This window comes from Paracidovorax sp. MALMAid1276 (genome assembly GCF_049198005.1).
Lineage (GTDB): Bacteria > Pseudomonadota > Gammaproteobacteria > Burkholderiales > Burkholderiaceae_C > Acidovorax.
On sequence record NZ_JBMIRS010000155.1, the window covers coordinates 1 to 14,337 of the forward strand.

Consider the following 14,337-nt stretch of genomic DNA (forward strand, 5'->3'; position numbering starts at 1 on the left):
TTCGGGAAGGGGGACGCAGCCCTCGCTGCGGGGCGGCCCTTGCTCGGCTGCCTGCGAAGGGGGCGCGCGCGCCCTCCACGCCGCCTCCGAGAATCAGGCGGAGAACGCCATGAGACTGCGCGTCATCCATGAAACGGTGTACCAGTACAGCCCGGCGGTGCAGAACGCGCAGCATCTGGCGCACCTGCGGCCCCGATCGGAGGGAGGGCAGCGGGTGCTGGCGCACACGCTGCAGGTGGAGCCGCGCCCTTCGCAATGCGTGACCGCGCAGGACGTTTTCGGCAACAGCCGGGTGTTTCTCTTGTTGCCGTTCACGCACGAACACCTGCGCGTGCGCGCGCAGACCCTGCTGGACACCGCGCCTGCCCCGGTCGCTGCCGCTGGCATGCCCTGGGAAGCGGTGCGCGAGCGGCTTATCTACCGGCGCGGCATGGCGTACCACCCGGCATCGGAGTTCGCTTTTGCCTCGCCCTATGTGCCACGGCACGGCGATTTCATCGACTACGCGCGCGCGAGCTTCACGCCGGGCCGGCCGTTGCTGGACGTGGCGCGCGAGCTCACGGCCCGCATCCATGCCGATTTCGCCTATTCGCCCCACCTGACCGACGCAGGCACGCCCGCGCTGGAGTCCCTGCGGCTGCGCCGCGGCGTCTGCCAGGACTTCGCGCATGTGCTGATCGGCTGCCTGCGCAGCATGGGCCTTGCGGCCCGCTATGTGAGCGGCTATTTGCTCACGGAGCCCCCGCCGGGCCAGCCGCGCCTGGTGGGCGCAGACGCATCGCATGCCTGGGTATCCGTGTGGTCGCCATCGCCCGGGAGTGACGGCGGGGGCGACGGCGATGGGCCGCAATGGTTTGACCTGGACCCGACCAACGACCGGTTTGCGGGCGAAGACTATGTGACGCTGGCCATCGGACGGGACTTTTCCGATGTCTCACCCCTGCGCGGAGTGATCCATGGGGGCGACAACCATGTGCTGCAGGTGGCCGTGACGGTGGAGCCGGCGGCAACTCCGGCACAGGGCGCCACGCCCAGCGACGGATACGCAGGCGACCTCGAAGGATGGCCTGCATAGCTCCCTGAAGTCCGAGGCAGCGCGGCCTCGGGCGGCCCGCACGATCGCCACCCACTCGCGAGGGTCATGCGGGGCACCCTCAACGCGGGTCCGTCACCACTTTTCGGCTGCTTCTCTTCTTGCCGGCTTCCTTGCCGGCAGGCGCGGACGGCACGATGGCATCTGGCAGCGCGGCGGCAGCAGCGGCCGGAGCGGCCGGTGCGGCCGGATCGGGTGACACTGCCGAAGGCGCCGCAGTGGCAGGGCGGCTCGCGGCGCCGCGAACCAGGTCGTGCACGAAGCGCAGCTTGGCGGGCGCCTCGCCGATCAGGGCGAAAGGGTAGGCGTCTTCCTGACCCAGGCTGCGCGTGAGGCTGTTGAGCAAAAGCGTCATGGGCACCAGGTTTTGCATCAGGGTGTCGAAATCCGGCTGCGGCTGCGAGAACGGGTCTACGGCGGCGCTGCGCTGGGGACCGAACACACCGGGCACCGTGACCTCCGTGGCGTAGCTCGCGGCGGTTTCCAGCAGGTCGATCATGTGCAGGTAGTGCGCCCAGGTTTCGGCCCAGTCTTCCCAGGGGTGGGCGGCGGCATAGGCGCTGACATGGTGCTGCGCCCATTCGCCGTTGTCGGGCCCTTTGGCGTAGTGGGCCTCCAGGGCGGCCGCATAGTCCTCGCACTCGTCACCAAACACCTGGCGGAAATCGTCCAGGCGGTCGCCGTCGCGCACCAGCTGGTCCCAGTAGAAATGCCCCGACTCGTGGCGCAGGTGCCCGATGAGGGTGCGGTAAGGCTCGCGCAGCGCAATGCGGCGGCGCGCGCGCTCGTCGTCATCGGCCTCGGCCACGTTGAGGGTGATGGTGCCTTCGTTGTGGCCGGTGAGCACCGGCGGGCCGCCAGGCAGCTCTGCAAGAAACTCGAACACCGGGCCGCTGCGCCCGGGCACGGGCTCCAGGCCCAGGCGCGCCAGCGTGTAGAAGAGCCGCCGCTTGGCAGCTTCGATCTTCATCCACCGGCCCATGTTGGCGGGCTCGGACAGGTCCGGCAGGATGCGCGTCTGGCGGCACGACGCACACAGCACATCGGGCTCATCGGCGGGAATTGCAAAATTGCAGGCTTGGTACTGGGTGTGGTTGTGGCACATGCGGTACAAGCGCCCGGGCGGCGCAGACGACACACCGGGCGTCGGGTCACCTGCGAGCGCATCCTTTGGCCCCACGCGCCGCCACAACATTGCGGGGGCCTCCGCTTCCGGAGCTTCACTGTCCGGGTCGCTCGCCGGATGGGAAGGGTCACCAGGGGGCACGCTCTCGGCGCCTGCCACTGACGGCGCCGACACCGGAGCCAGTGCCGCCATGGTGAGCGCATCGGGCAGAAACGCCAGCGCATGCCCACAGTTCAGGCACTTCACACTGTCAAAAAAAACCAGGTGACCACAATGGTCGCAATTGAAGATGCGCATGGTTCTTGAGAATGTTGAGGGTGAGCGGTGCCGCAGACAACAAAAGGCAGACAAGGAGCGGGCCCCCAGTCTGCCTTTGTTTTACAAATCTGGCCCACCCGGGGCCGGAAATAATCGTACCGATGCTCAGGGACGCACAACAATGCTGTTGCGCACTTCGCGAACATTCTTGGTGTTGCGCGCGATGGTCTCGGCCTGGTTTTTCTCGGCTTGCGACTTCGCAAAGCCCGACAGCTGCACCGTGCCGTTCAGTGTTTCCACGCTGATCGAGGTGGCCGACACGCTGCGGTCTTCAGCCATCTTGGCCTTGATCGCGGTGGTGATGCCCGCGTCGTCCACGTAGGCGCCCACGGTCTGCTGCTCACGGGCGACCGAGCAACCCGTGGCAGTGATGATGGTGGCGCCGGCCAGTGCGGCAAAAGCGAGAGCACGAACGTGTTGTTTCATGATGTTGTCCTTCTGTTCAATGGAATGGATGTAAACGCGGGTGCTGGGGCATCAAAATCTGCCGGTCTGTTGCACCCTCCCGACCGGCGGATCAGGAAATCAAGCCATTTATGCGGCCTGCTGAAACCGTTCAATACACGGTCAATAGGTGGTCAATAGGTGGCGTGGTGGCGGCGCGAGGCCCACATCACCAGCGTGGCCAGGAGCGCGCCCGAAGCCGCGGCAATGACCAGAGACTTGCCGGGCTGCTCGGCGACATACTTGCCTGTGGCATCGGCGGCCTCCATGACCTGGCGGCGGGCGCGGGCGCTGGCTTCGGCACAGTAGTCGATGCCACGGGTAGCCAGGTCCTGGGCCCGTGCGGCCAGGTCGTCGATGGCAGGGTCCGTGTGGCTGCGCAGCGTGCGCACGCCCTCTTCCGCGCGGTCCAGCGTGGTGTTGGCAGCCTTGCGGGTGGACTTCACAGCGTCTTCGGCGCTTTGCAGCACGTCGTCAGTAATGTGGCGGGCGGTGGTTGCAGCCTTTTCAGTGGCAGTCTGAACGGTCATGGCAGTACTCCTGTGAATGCAGATTGAAAGAATCGGCGCTTGGCGCCGTCGTTGAACGAGCTCGACGGTGTCAGCGCCGCTTCAGGAGCCCCAGCACAAAGGTCACCACGGCCATGATCACGAACACAAAGAACAGGATCTTGGCGATGCCCACGGCGCCGGCAGCAATGCCACCAAAGCCGAACAAGGCTGCGATCAGCGCGATCACCAGAAAAACCACTGCGTAATGCAACATTTCCATCTCCTTCTATCGGGGCCGCGTTGCGGGCTGATTGGGTGGCGAGAGAAGTTCAACGCCTGGAGATGACTGTAGGCAAGGCACGGATCGGCGAATGCCGGTAGCTGGCGCGCCGCTGTGTCGGCAGCATTGCGCCACCCTCGTAGGACAGTGCCCACCTGCAGTGGGCTGGTACCAAGCACGCGGGCGGACGCGCACAGCGTGCAGGGCCCACGTTGGCGCAGCGTGCCACCGAATCCGTCCAGGAACAGCGGCGTGCCCGGCAGCCCACCGGGCCGTGCCTGGGCGCGGTTGGGGGGAGTCAGTCCACCTGCGCTGCGATCTTGGGAAGCTCGCTCTCGCCGCGCTGCAAGGGCAGCACGGCAGACACCAGGGTGCCGTGGCCGGGGCGGGAAGTCAGCGCCAGGCGCCCCCCGGCCGCCTCCACCCGGTGGCGCATGCCCGAGAGGCCGTGGGAGGTCGGCTGCACCGATGCGGGGTCAAAACCCACGCCGTTGTCGCGCACCTGCACCGCCACATGGGTGGGATAGGCATGCACGGACACGAGCACCCGCGTGGCCTGGGCGTATTTGCCGATGTTGGTGAGCGCCTCTTGCACGATGCGGTACACGGTGAGTTGCAGGGCGTCGCGCAGCTTCACGGATTCGAGGCTGGTTTCCACAACGATGCCCGCGCGCTCTGCAAACTCCCGCGACAGAATTTCAAGCGCGGCCGTCAGCCCGAGATTGGCCAGCGACGAGGGTCGCAGGTCCTCGATGATGCGGCGCTTGAGGGCGATGCCGCTGTTCAGCGTTTCCGTCAGGTGCTTCAGGCGCTCGCCCACATCGGGTGTGGACGCATCGTCGATCTTGGACTTGAGCCGCGCCACATCGAGCTTTGCGGCGGTGAGCAGCGCTCCCAGTTCATCGTGCAGCTCGCGTGCCAAATGGCCCCGCTCCTCCTCGCGCACGTCCTGCAAGTGCGTCGCCAGCTCCGTCAGCGTGGCCGTGCGCTTGCGCACCAGGCCTTCCAGCCGGTCACGCTCGCGCTCCAGCATCTCCTGCTCGCGGTGGCTGACTGCTTGAACCGCCTGTGCCTGGCGCAGGTACATGTAAAACGCGAGCAGCCCGATGGCCGTGACGGTGGCGATCCCGATGCGCGACAGCATGAGCGATTGCTCGATCTGCGCCTTGCCCTGCTCCACGCGCAGATCGCTGCGCGCCGTCAGCTCCAGAGCATGCTTGCGGATGGCCTGCATGTGCTCCTTGCCCACATCGGTGTGCAGGATAAATTTCCAGGCGTCCTCATTGCCCTGGCGGCGCAGGCGCAGGCTCAGCTCCATCTCAGCCAGCTTGCGCGAAATTTGCCGGGACAGGAATGCGAATTCCTGCATGTCCTCCGGGGATGTCATGAACTGCACGCGCAGGCGATCCAGATTGGTTTGCACCGTGCTCACGGCCTTGTTGTAGGGCTCCAGATACGACTCGTCACCGGTGAGCAGATAGCCCCGCTGTCCGGTTTCGGCATCCAGCATGCTTTGCAGCAGCGTGTTGACAGCGCTGCGGGTGTTCTGTCCGTGCGACATGAGCTCCACCGCGCCCTGGGACCGCCGGTGCCCCGTCTCGTTGATCCCCACCAGCACCAAGGCAGCCAGCAGTGCCATGGGCAGGCTGAGCGCCATCTTGCGGACCTTGGGCAACCAGCGTCGCGTGTTTTCTTTGAGGTTCATACGCATATTCTGGATAATGTCCGATCAACTGGCAGCGGCGTCGACAAAGGATGGCCATGCCAACCCTCGTAAAAAATCATCATGCACCGGAGCGGCCTCGCCGCTCCCCCTGAAAGAAAGATCAATGATCAAGATTGGCATTGTGGATGACCACGCGATTGTTCGTTCCGGGCTGCGGCAGTTCCTGTCGGAGCATGTGGACCTGCGTGTGGAAGGCGAAGCAGGCAACGGTCGTGAAGCCATTGACCTGGTGCGCAACAAGGAAATCGATGTGCTGGTGATGGACCTGTCCATGCCCGGCCAGAGCGGTCTGGATGCACTGGCCATGCTGCGCGCCAAGGCACCCGACATGGGCATCCTCATCCTGAGCGGATACCCTGAAGAACACTACGCGATCAACCTGATCCGCCAGGGCGCGAGCGGTTATCTGAACAAGGAGTGCGATCCCGCCGAGATTGTGGAGGCGATACGCACCATCGCGCTGGGCCGCCGTTATCTCACGCCCGCCGTGGCGGAACTGCTGGCCCAGCAATTGAACCGCAAGGACGATGCGCCACCGCACGAGCAGCTGTCGGAACGCGAGTTCCAGGTGTTCCTCAAGCTGGCCAAGGGTGAAACCGCGGGGGACATCGCGAAGTCCCTGTCGCTCAGTGTGAAGACGGTGAGCACCTACCGCACGCGGCTGATGGAGAAGATGAGCCTGTCTTCCAACAGCGACCTGACCTACTACGCGCTCAAGAACCGCCTGATCGACTGACAGGAATTTCTGCCCCGCTCCGGTCTCGGCACGAGGCCGGGGCAGGCCGGCGTGCGAGGGCAGCTTCATGGAACCCCCAACCCCATCGGGGAAGGTCGGAGTGGTTTCAGGTGTTGGGGCCAGCGGCCGACAGGGAGCTGCCTGCCGATTCCATCACGGCAGCGTCGGCACTGTGCTGGATGCAAAAGTCCACCAGCGCATCAATTTCATTGGATTTGTCGAACACCGCATCCACCCCCAACTGGGCGCAGCGCATGCGGACGTCCGGGGTGGCGTAGTTGCTGAGCACCACCATCTTCTGACCCGGCCGGCGAGAGCGGCACGCGGCCAGCACGCCCAGACCACTGCCCTGCCGAAGAAAAAGGTCCACGATGGCGAGATCCCACTGGTCGCCATGCGATCCCAGCCACTCCTTGCCATCGTCTTCCGTCTCGGCGACGCCTACCGCCTCTACCGACGCCAGTTCTTCCAGCGTACCGATCAGGTTTTCGCGGATGGTTGCGTTGTCTTCAACGATGTAGGTGCGCAATTTCACAGACAGATCCACAGTGGGCAAACCGTGCAGACGGTGCATGGTTCGAACCCTGAATTTAGATATTCGCCGCGCGCAATTCTGCCAGCGGTCTCAGGCTGGACCCGTAGGAAAACTCCTACCCGCCTGTGCCGCCGCACACGCTGCAGTGAGGAGAGCGCTGAAGGTGCATGGTGCTCCACTCCATCGAACGGCCATCGAGCATCAACAGCCTGCCGGCGAGCGATGGTGCCGCGATGCCCATCATGATCTTGAGCGCTTCTGCGGCCTGCACCGAGCCCACCACCCCCACCAGCGGTGCGAACACTCCCATGGTGGAGCAGCGCACCTCTTCAAACTCGGCGTCGGGCGGAAACACGCAGGCATAGCAAGGTGACAGCGCGCTGCGCGGGTCCACCACGGTGATCTGCCCATCAAACCGGATGACCGCGCCCGCCACCAGGGGCACCGCGTGCCGCACACACGCCGCGTTGATGGCGTGGCGCGTGGCATAGTTGTCGCTGCAGTCCAGCACCACCGTGGCCGACGGCACGAGCCCCTCCAGCGCGGCGGCATTCACCCGGGTCTGCAACGCGGTCACCTGCACCTCCGGGTTGATGGCGCGCATGGCCTGAGCGGCCGACTGCACTTTGGGCATTCCCACGCGCGCGGTGGTGTGCGCAATCTGGCGCTGGAGGTTGGTGAGGTCCACCGCGTCGTCGTCCACCAGCGTGACGCGGCCCACGCCGGCCGAAGCCAGGTACAGGGCCACCGGAGAGCCCAGGCCGCCCGCGCCGATGACCAGCGCATGGGACGACAGCGCGCGCTCCTGCCCTTCGATGCCCACCTCGTCCAGCAGGATATGGCGTGAATACCGCAGAAGCTGGTCATCGGTCATGGCGTGCGAATGGAATCAGAAAAATGACAAGGCTGCCAAGGAGGCGCGAAAAAAAGGCCGGACTCGATGGAAGTCCGGCCGGTTTGTCAGCGAATGCGCGAACCGCTCAATTCTCTTTCTTTTCTTCCTTGCGTTCGGTCTGGGTCTTGCTGATGAGCACCGGGCGGCCCTTGAGCTGGTTGAGCGCCTGGATGAGCTGGAAATCCTTGTCCGATCCGAACTCGGGCATCTTGCGGTCAGCGGAGGGCTTCTTCGACTCCTCCTCCAGGCGCTTGCGCGCTTCCTCGCGCGCCTTCTCGCGGGCTTCGTCCTTCTTCTCTTCGCCCTGGCCGCTGCCCAGGTGCTTTTCAAGATCCGCCTCGCGCATGCGCAGCGCGGCGAACAAGTTGCCTTCTTCCGACTCGTCGATCATCACGTCGGGCACGATGCCCTTGGCCTGGATGGACTTGCCGCTCGGGGTGTAATAACGCGCCGTGGTCAGCTTGATGCCGGTATCCGGGCCGAGCGGACGGACGGTCTGCACCGAACCCTTGCCGAAGGTCTGGCTGCCCATGATGGTCGCGCGCTTGTGGTCCTGCAGCGCACCGGCCACGATCTCGCTGGCCGATGCCGAACCTTCATTCACCAGAACCACCAGGGGCACCGACTTGAGTGCAGCCGGCAGTCGGCGCAGCGGGTCGCCGCCGCCGCGGCGCTGATAAAAGTCGGGCGAGGCCTTGTAGGTGGCCTTGCTGTCGGCCAACTGGCCGTTGGTGGAAACGACGGTCACATTTTCAGGCAGGAAGGCCGCAGAGATGGCCACGGCAGCGTCCAGAAGGCCACCCGGGTCATTGCGCAGGTCCAGCACCAGCCCCTTGAGGTTGGGCTCCTGCTTATAGACCTCTTCCACCTTGCGCACGAAATCATCCACCGTGCGCTCCTGGAACTGCGAGAGCCGGATCCAGGCGTAGCCGGGCTCCACCACCTTGCCCTTCACGGACTGCGTCTTGATCTCCTCGCGCGTGATCGTGACCGGGAACGACCGGTTTTCGTCCTTGCGGAAAATGGTGAGCGTGACCTTGGTATTGGGTTCGCCACGCATGCGCTTGACGGCGTCATTCAGCGCCAGGCCCTTCACGGCGGTCTCGTCGATCTTGGTGATCAGGTCATTGGTCTTGAGGCCGGCACGGAAAGCGGGCGAGCCTTCGATGGGGGAAACGATCTTGATCAGGCCGTCTTCCTGCGTGATCTCGATGCCGACGCCGACAAAACGGCCCGAGGTGCCTTCCCGGAATTCCTTGAAGGACTTCTTGTCGAAATACTGGGAGTGCGGGTCCAGGCTGGCCACCATGCCGGTGATGGCGTCGGTGATGAGCTTCTTGTCATCGACCGGCTCGACGTAGTCCGTCTTGACCAGGCCGAAAACCGCGGACAGCTGCTGGATTTCTTCGAGCGGCAGGGGCGTCATCGCGCCGCGTGCCACCGTCTGCAACGACACCGTGGTCAGCGCGCCGGCGACCACGCCCACGGATACCCACCCCGCAATTTTGAGTTTGTGCCCCATACAACACCTTTTCCCGCTTCAATCAATATACACCCGCAGGCCCCGCGCCGCCTGCGTACAAACATCAGGGCGGACAGTCACTTGGAACGGCCGCGCCCGCCGCAGTTCCGCGCGGGCGCTCACTTCTGCGGAGTGATATGAGGGGTTTTGCCCGCCTTTACGCGCGCTTTACGCCTTGCCCTGCGACGCCACGGCGGCGGCGGCCTTGGCCGCAGCCTCTGCGTCGCCCAGATAGTAGTGGCGGATCGGCTTGAGGTCCGCGTCCAGCTCGTATACCAGTGGAATACCGTTGGGAATGTTCAGGCCGACGATGTCCGAGTCGGAAATGCCGTCGAGGTACTTCACCATGGCGCGGATGGAGTTGCCGTGGGCGGCCACCACCACACGCTGGCCCGAACGGATGGCGGGCGCCATGGCCTCGTTCCAGAAGGGCAGCACGCGCGCCACGGTGTCTTTCAGGCATTCGGTCAGCGGCACGCTGCCTTCGGGCAGGCCGGCGTAGCGGCGGTCGCAGCGCTCGCTGCGGGGGTCGGTGGCTTCCAGCGCCGGCGGGGGGGTGTCGTAGCTGCGGCGCCAGACCAGCACCTGCTCGTCGCCGTACTGCTTGGCCATGTCGGCCTTGTTCAGGCCCTGCAGCGCGCCATAGTGGCGCTCATTCAGGCGCCAGTCCTTCACCACGGGCAGCCAGGTGCAGTCCATTTCATCGAGCGTGTACCACAGGGTGCGGATGGCGCGCTTGAGCACGCTGGTGAAGGCCAGGTCGAACGCGTAGCCCTCGGCCTTCAGCAGCTTGCCCGCCGACATGGCCTGCGCGACGCCCGTGGGTGTCAGATCGACATCGGTCCAGCCGGTGAAGCGGTTTTCAAGGTTCCAGGTGGATTCGCCGTGGCGGATCAGGACAAGTTTGTACATGGCAGGGCGGGGGCAAAATCAGGCATTCTAAAATTACGCGGTTCGCCAACCCAAGGAATCTTTGTGAAATTCATTATCGACAACTGGTATCTGTTCACGGTGGCGCTGGCCTCGGGCAGCATGCTGCTGTGGCCTGTGCTCAAGAACGCCAGTGGCGGTTCGCTCTCGCCCGCCGGGGCCGTGCAGCTCATCAATCGCGAAAAGGCCGTCGTCATCGACGTCTGCGAGACCGAGGAATTTGCCGCCGGCCATGTGGGCGGCGCCAAGAACGTGCCGCTGGGCCAGCTGGAAGAGCGTCTGCCGTCGGTGGTGAAGAACAAGGCCGTGCCGGTGATCCTGGTGTGCGCCAGCGGCGCCCGCGCAAACCGTGCGGTGGGCATTGCCAAAAAGCTGGGCTACGAAAAGGCCCAAGCGATGGCCGGCGGCCTCAAGGCATGGCGCGAAGCCAGCCTGCCAGTGGAAAAAGCGTAAACCGCCCCCAACTGCCTGAGTCATCCCCACCCATTCGCGTCAGGAAGGACCCCGTCATGCAAGCCGTCAAGATGTACACCACCGCCGTCTGCCCCTACTGCATCCGGGCCAAGCAGATCCTCAAATCGAAGGGCGTGGAGCAGATCGAGGAGATCCGCATCGACATGGACCCCGCCGCGCGCAGCCACATGATGGAGATCACCGGCCGCCGTACGGTGCCGCAGATCTACATCGGCGACACCCATGTGGGCGGCCACGACGACCTGGTGGCGCTGGACAGCCGTGGCGAGCTGATGCCCCTGCTGGGCGCAGCCTGACCCTATCTTTGGGCGCTGCATAATGCAGCCCCATGTGCCCGCTGTGGGAGCTGGGCGGCGATGAACAGGTCTTCGCGATGGTGCGCGCCCTGATTCGGGATGGAATGCAAGGCGCAAAGCGCAGCAATAGCCGGAGCTATTGCAAGCATTTGCAACGCAGCAGACCGCCCCAACCAGGGATGCGCGGCACGCGAGAGATTGGTTCACCGTCGCCCTACCCCCGGCGGGTTTTGTTTTGCTAGCAATTTCCAAGAGCAAAGAGACTTTTCAACCATGGCCGACCAAGAAAACCCCGTGTTCCAGATCCAGCGCGTCTACCTCAAGGACATGTCGCTGGAGCAGCCCAACTCCCCCGCCATCCTGCTCGAACAAGAGCAGCCCAGCGTGGACATCCAGCTGGGCGTGGAAGCCACTCCCGTGGCCGAAGGCATTTTTGAAGTGGCTGTGACGGCCACGGTGCAGACCAAGATCAAGGACAAGACCGTGTTCCTGGTCGAAGCCAAGCAGGCCGGCATCTTCGAGATCCGCAACGTGCCCGAAGACCAGATGGGCCCCATCATGGGCATCGCCTGCCCCCAGATCGTGTACCCCTACCTGCGCGGCAACGTGGCCGACGTGATCAACCGCGCCGGCTTCCCGCCCGTGCACCTGGCAGAAATCAACTTCCAGGGCATGTACGAGCAGCAGCAAGCGGCAGCGGCCGGCCAAGCTTCGCCCATCATCACGCAATAAGTTTCCAGCGGTTTGAGGCCTTTTGGGCCTCTAGCGCTTGATGCATAAGCGCAAGCAGCTATGAAAATCATAGTATTGGGTGCCGGTGCCTGGGGCACCGCGCTGGCCATGAGCGCAGCCTGGCATCCTGCCGGGCACGCCGTCACCCTGTGGGCGCGCGACGCAGCCCAGGTAGACGGCATGCGCGCCCAGGCGCAGAACGCCCGCTATCTGCCGGGCCTGGCCTTCCCCCCTTCTCTTGCCGTAGCCGATGGCGACTTCCGCGCCCTGTTGCCCGGTGCCGACCTGGTCATCGTGGCAACGCCCATGGCGGCCCTGCGCAGCATGCTGCAGGCGCTGGCAGGGTGCCGCGCGCCCGTGGCCTGGCTGTGCAAGGGGTTCGAGGCGGTGCAACCGGGCGCAAGTACACATACTTTTGGGCTGCTGGCGCATGAGGTGCAAGCGCTGACAGCTCCTGATTTGATAGCAGGCGTGTTCAGCGGCCCCAGCTTTGCGCAGGAAGTCGCCACGGGCCAGCCCACCGCGCTGGTGGCCGCCAGCCCGCATGCGGCCGTGCGCGATGCCTTGGTCCGCGCCTTCCACAGCCCCAGCGTACGCGTCTATGCCAACGAGGACATCGTGGGCGTGGAGGTGGGCGGCGCGGTGAAGAACGTGCTGGCCATCGCCACGGGCCTGTGCGACGGGCTCGCGCTGGGGCTTAACGCGCGCGCCGCGCTCATCACACGCGGCCTGGCCGAGATGACCCGGCTGGGCGTGGCGCTGGGTGCGCGCCCCGACACCTTCATGGGCCTGTCGGGCCTGGGCGACCTGGTGCTCACGGCCACGGGCGACCTGTCGCGCAACCGGCGCGTGGGCTTGCTGCTGGCCGAGGGGCAGATGCTGCAGCAGGCTGTTCAATCGCTCGGCCATGTGGCCGAAGGCGTGTACAGCGCCCGCACCGTGGCCCAACGCGCCGCAACGCTGGGGGTGGACATGCCCATCACCCGCGCGGTGGTGGCCTTGCTGGACGGCGCACTGTCTCCACCGCAGGCCGTGGCCCAGCTCATGGGGCGGGGCCCGGCTTCCGAACTGCTGTAGCCGCCAGCGACCCCGCGCCGGGGCCGCTGCGCCGCGAGATCAAAAAAAGAAAGGGCACCCGAACCAACGGGTGCCCTGGGCGGTGGGAAGACCGGCGGACCGGCTTCGGTGACCGCCACTGCGCGGCGGGTCAAAGCACGCCGAACAGCATGAGCAACAGAACCACAGAGAGGGGGACGCCGAGAAGCCACAAGATGATGGGCATGGTGATCTCCTGAAAAGGATGGAAGGGTTGAGGAACAAGTGGCTCCACCTTATCCATGCCCCCTCCGCCACCGTGTGCGCCGGCGCTGCGCGCGCCCGTAGTCCCGTGCCTACCACATGTCGGCGCGGCGCCCGTGCGCCCTGACGCCGCTGCGTTCAGACCTGTTCCAGCGCCAGCAGCTCGTCCACCGTCTGTCGGCGGCGGATCAGGCGGGCCTGGCCGCCGTCCACCAGCACCTCGGCCACCAGGGGCCGCGTGTTGTAGTTGGAGGACATGCTGGCGCCGTACGCGCCCGTGTCATGGATCACCAGCAGGTCGCCCACCTGCGCGGCCGGCAGATCGCGCGGCAGCACCACGCCGCCGTCGCCCTGGGTGAACACGTCGCCCGACTCGCACAGCGGGCCCGCCACCACGCTGGCTTTTTCCGGCACCGCAGCGCCGTCGCGGCGCAGCACGCTCATGGCGTGGTAGCTGCCGTACATGGACGGGCGCATGAGTTCGTTGAAGCCCGTGTCGACCAGCACAAAGTGGTTGTTGCCCGCATTTTTGGTGGCGCGCACCTCGCCCAGCAGCACGCCCGATTCGGCCACCAGAAAACGGCCCGGTTCGATCTCCAGGCCCAGCTTGTGGCCCACGATGGCCTCGGCCTGCTGGCGCGCCGCGTCCCACAGGCCGTGGTAGTGCTGCGTGTCCACCACCGGGTCGCCGCTGCGGTAAGGGATGGACAGGCCACCACCGGCCGAGATGGCGTGCAGGTCATGCCCTGCCGCGTGGGCCGTGCGCACCAGGTTGACCATGGCGCCGCACACTTCCTGCAGGTGGCTGTAGTCCACGCCCGAGCCGATGTGCATGTGCAGGCCCGCCAGCTTCAGGCCGTGCTGCGCAATCGCGGCCAGCGCCGCAGGCAGGTCGGTGTGCCAGATGCCGTGCTTGCTGTGCTCGCCGCCCGTGTTGGTCTTGTTGCTGTGGCCGTGGCCAAAGCCGGGGTTGATGCGCAGCCACACCGCATGGCCGGGCGAACGCTCGCCCAGCTGGAGCAGCATGTCGATGGAGCCAGCATTCACGGGCACGCCGTGCTCCACCACGCAGTCGAGCGTGGCGGCGTCAAACAGGTCGGCGGTGAAGACGATTTCCGAAGGTTCGCCACCTGCCACGTAACCTGCGGCCAGAGCACGCAGGATCTCGCCTCGCGACACCGCATCCACCTTCACGCCCTCTTCGCGCATGAGCTTGAGGATATGGATGTTGGAGCAGGCCTTCTGCGCAAAGCGGATGGTCTCAAAATTGGACAGCTGCGCAATGCGCTGGCGGATGGTGGCCGCGTCATACACCCACAGCGGGGTGCCGAACTGATCGGCCAGGGCCCACAGCTGGGCGGGGGAAAAGGGGTTGGACATGCACAAAGCTCCGAAGCGGAAAGGGAACGACGCACGCATGATGCCCGTCCGCCACTATTC

Annotated in this window: 17 protein-coding genes; 6 read left to right on the forward strand and 11 right to left on the reverse strand. The window is 65.4% G+C overall.

Annotated elements, in window-relative coordinates; translation table 11 throughout:
- The first annotated feature begins 109 nt into the window (after window positions 1-109).
- Entirely contained in the window at window positions 110-1,075 is a 966-nt protein-coding gene (locus ACOQFS_RS10385; RefSeq protein ID WP_421562803.1) for a transglutaminase family protein, read from the forward strand.
- A gap of 79 nt (window positions 1,076-1,154) precedes the next feature.
- Here ACOQFS_RS10385 and ACOQFS_RS10390 read toward each other — a convergent pair whose 3' ends face one another.
- The 5 genes from ACOQFS_RS10390 to ACOQFS_RS10410 form a co-directional block, all read right to left on the reverse strand.
- Entirely contained in the window at window positions 1,155-2,516 is a 1,362-nt protein-coding gene (locus tag ACOQFS_RS10390) for a zinc-binding metallopeptidase family protein (RefSeq protein ID WP_421562804.1), read from the reverse strand.
- Between the two features lie 126 nt (window positions 2,517-2,642).
- On the reverse strand, window positions 2,643-2,963 hold the full coding sequence (locus ACOQFS_RS10395) for a BON domain-containing protein (protein ID WP_421562805.1): 321 nt from the start codon (window positions 2,961-2,963) through the stop codon (window positions 2,643-2,645).
- Between the two features lie 152 nt (window positions 2,964-3,115).
- The gene (locus tag ACOQFS_RS10400) at window positions 3,116-3,511 is read right to left on the reverse strand and encodes a hypothetical protein (protein WP_421562806.1); all 396 of its coding nucleotides are present in this window, start codon (window positions 3,509-3,511) and stop codon (window positions 3,116-3,118) included.
- A 70-nt stretch (window positions 3,512-3,581) separates the two neighbouring features.
- Complete coding sequence (locus tag ACOQFS_RS10405) at window positions 3,582-3,746, reverse strand: DUF1328 domain-containing protein (protein ID WP_409784907.1); 165 nt, start codon at window positions 3,744-3,746, stop codon at window positions 3,582-3,584.
- Window positions 3,747-4,050: 304 nt separating this feature from the next.
- Complete coding sequence (locus tag ACOQFS_RS10410; RefSeq protein ID WP_421562807.1) at window positions 4,051-5,457, reverse strand: CHASE3 domain-containing protein; 1,407 nt, start codon at window positions 5,455-5,457, stop codon at window positions 4,051-4,053.
- Between the two features lie 124 nt (window positions 5,458-5,581).
- Between ACOQFS_RS10410 and ACOQFS_RS10415 the strand changes: the two genes are divergently transcribed.
- On the forward strand, window positions 5,582-6,214 hold the full coding sequence (locus tag ACOQFS_RS10415; protein WP_409826793.1) for a response regulator: 633 nt from the start codon (window positions 5,582-5,584) through the stop codon (window positions 6,212-6,214).
- A 106-nt stretch (window positions 6,215-6,320) separates the two neighbouring features.
- On the opposite strand, the gene ACOQFS_RS10420 is transcribed toward ACOQFS_RS10415, so the two are convergent.
- The 4 genes from ACOQFS_RS10420 to gpmA all read right to left on the reverse strand — a co-directional run bounded on the left by ACOQFS_RS10420 (window position 6,321) and on the right by gpmA (window position 10,078).
- Window positions 6,321-6,749, reverse strand: coding sequence for a response regulator (locus ACOQFS_RS10420; RefSeq protein WP_421562808.1), 429 nt, complete (start codon window positions 6,747-6,749; stop codon window positions 6,321-6,323).
- 115 nt (window positions 6,750-6,864) lie between these two features.
- Window positions 6,865-7,623 (reverse strand): HesA/MoeB/ThiF family protein, encoded by a 759-nt coding sequence (locus tag ACOQFS_RS10425; RefSeq protein WP_421562809.1) that lies wholly within the window; start codon window positions 7,621-7,623, stop codon window positions 6,865-6,867.
- A 106-nt stretch (window positions 7,624-7,729) separates the two neighbouring features.
- A complete protein-coding gene (locus tag ACOQFS_RS10430; RefSeq protein ID WP_421562810.1) occupies window positions 7,730-9,166 on the reverse strand; it encodes a S41 family peptidase in 1,437 nt (478 codons plus the stop codon).
- A gap of 168 nt (window positions 9,167-9,334) precedes the next feature.
- Window positions 9,335-10,078, reverse strand: a complete 744-nt coding sequence (gene gpmA, locus ACOQFS_RS10435; protein WP_421562811.1) for a 2,3-diphosphoglycerate-dependent phosphoglycerate mutase — start codon at window positions 10,076-10,078, stop codon at window positions 9,335-9,337.
- Window positions 10,079-10,141: 63 nt separating this feature from the next.
- On the opposite strand from gpmA, the gene ACOQFS_RS10440 reads away from it, so the two are divergent.
- The 4 genes from ACOQFS_RS10440 (at window position 10,142) to ACOQFS_RS10455 (ending at window position 12,675) form a co-directional block, all read left to right on the forward strand.
- Window positions 10,142-10,549 carry a rhodanese-like domain-containing protein gene (locus tag ACOQFS_RS10440; protein WP_421562812.1) on the forward strand — a complete coding sequence of 136 codons (408 nt, stop codon included), beginning with the start codon at window positions 10,142-10,144 and terminating at the stop codon, window positions 10,547-10,549.
- A 56-nt stretch (window positions 10,550-10,605) separates the two neighbouring features.
- A complete protein-coding gene (gene grxC, locus ACOQFS_RS10445; RefSeq protein ID WP_421562813.1) occupies window positions 10,606-10,866 on the forward strand; it encodes a glutaredoxin 3 in 261 nt (86 codons plus the stop codon).
- A gap of 273 nt (window positions 10,867-11,139) precedes the next feature.
- Window positions 11,140-11,598, forward strand: coding sequence for a protein-export chaperone SecB (gene secB, locus ACOQFS_RS10450; RefSeq protein WP_421562814.1), 459 nt, complete (start codon window positions 11,140-11,142; stop codon window positions 11,596-11,598).
- Window positions 11,599-11,658: 60 nt separating this feature from the next.
- The gene (locus tag ACOQFS_RS10455) at window positions 11,659-12,675 is read left to right on the forward strand and encodes an NAD(P)H-dependent glycerol-3-phosphate dehydrogenase (RefSeq protein WP_421562815.1); all 1,017 of its coding nucleotides are present in this window, start codon (window positions 11,659-11,661) and stop codon (window positions 12,673-12,675) included.
- Between the two features lie 130 nt (window positions 12,676-12,805).
- On the opposite strand, the gene ACOQFS_RS10460 is transcribed toward ACOQFS_RS10455, so the two are convergent.
- Together ACOQFS_RS10460 and lysA are read right to left on the reverse strand one after the other, a co-directional pair.
- Window positions 12,806-12,937, reverse strand: coding sequence for a hypothetical protein (locus ACOQFS_RS10460; protein ID WP_421562816.1), 132 nt, complete (start codon window positions 12,935-12,937; stop codon window positions 12,806-12,808).
- Between the two features lie 98 nt (window positions 12,938-13,035).
- Complete coding sequence (gene lysA / locus ACOQFS_RS10465) at window positions 13,036-14,277, reverse strand: diaminopimelate decarboxylase (RefSeq protein ID WP_421562817.1); 1,242 nt, start codon at window positions 14,275-14,277, stop codon at window positions 13,036-13,038.
- Between the last annotated feature and the right edge of the window lie 60 nt (window positions 14,278-14,337).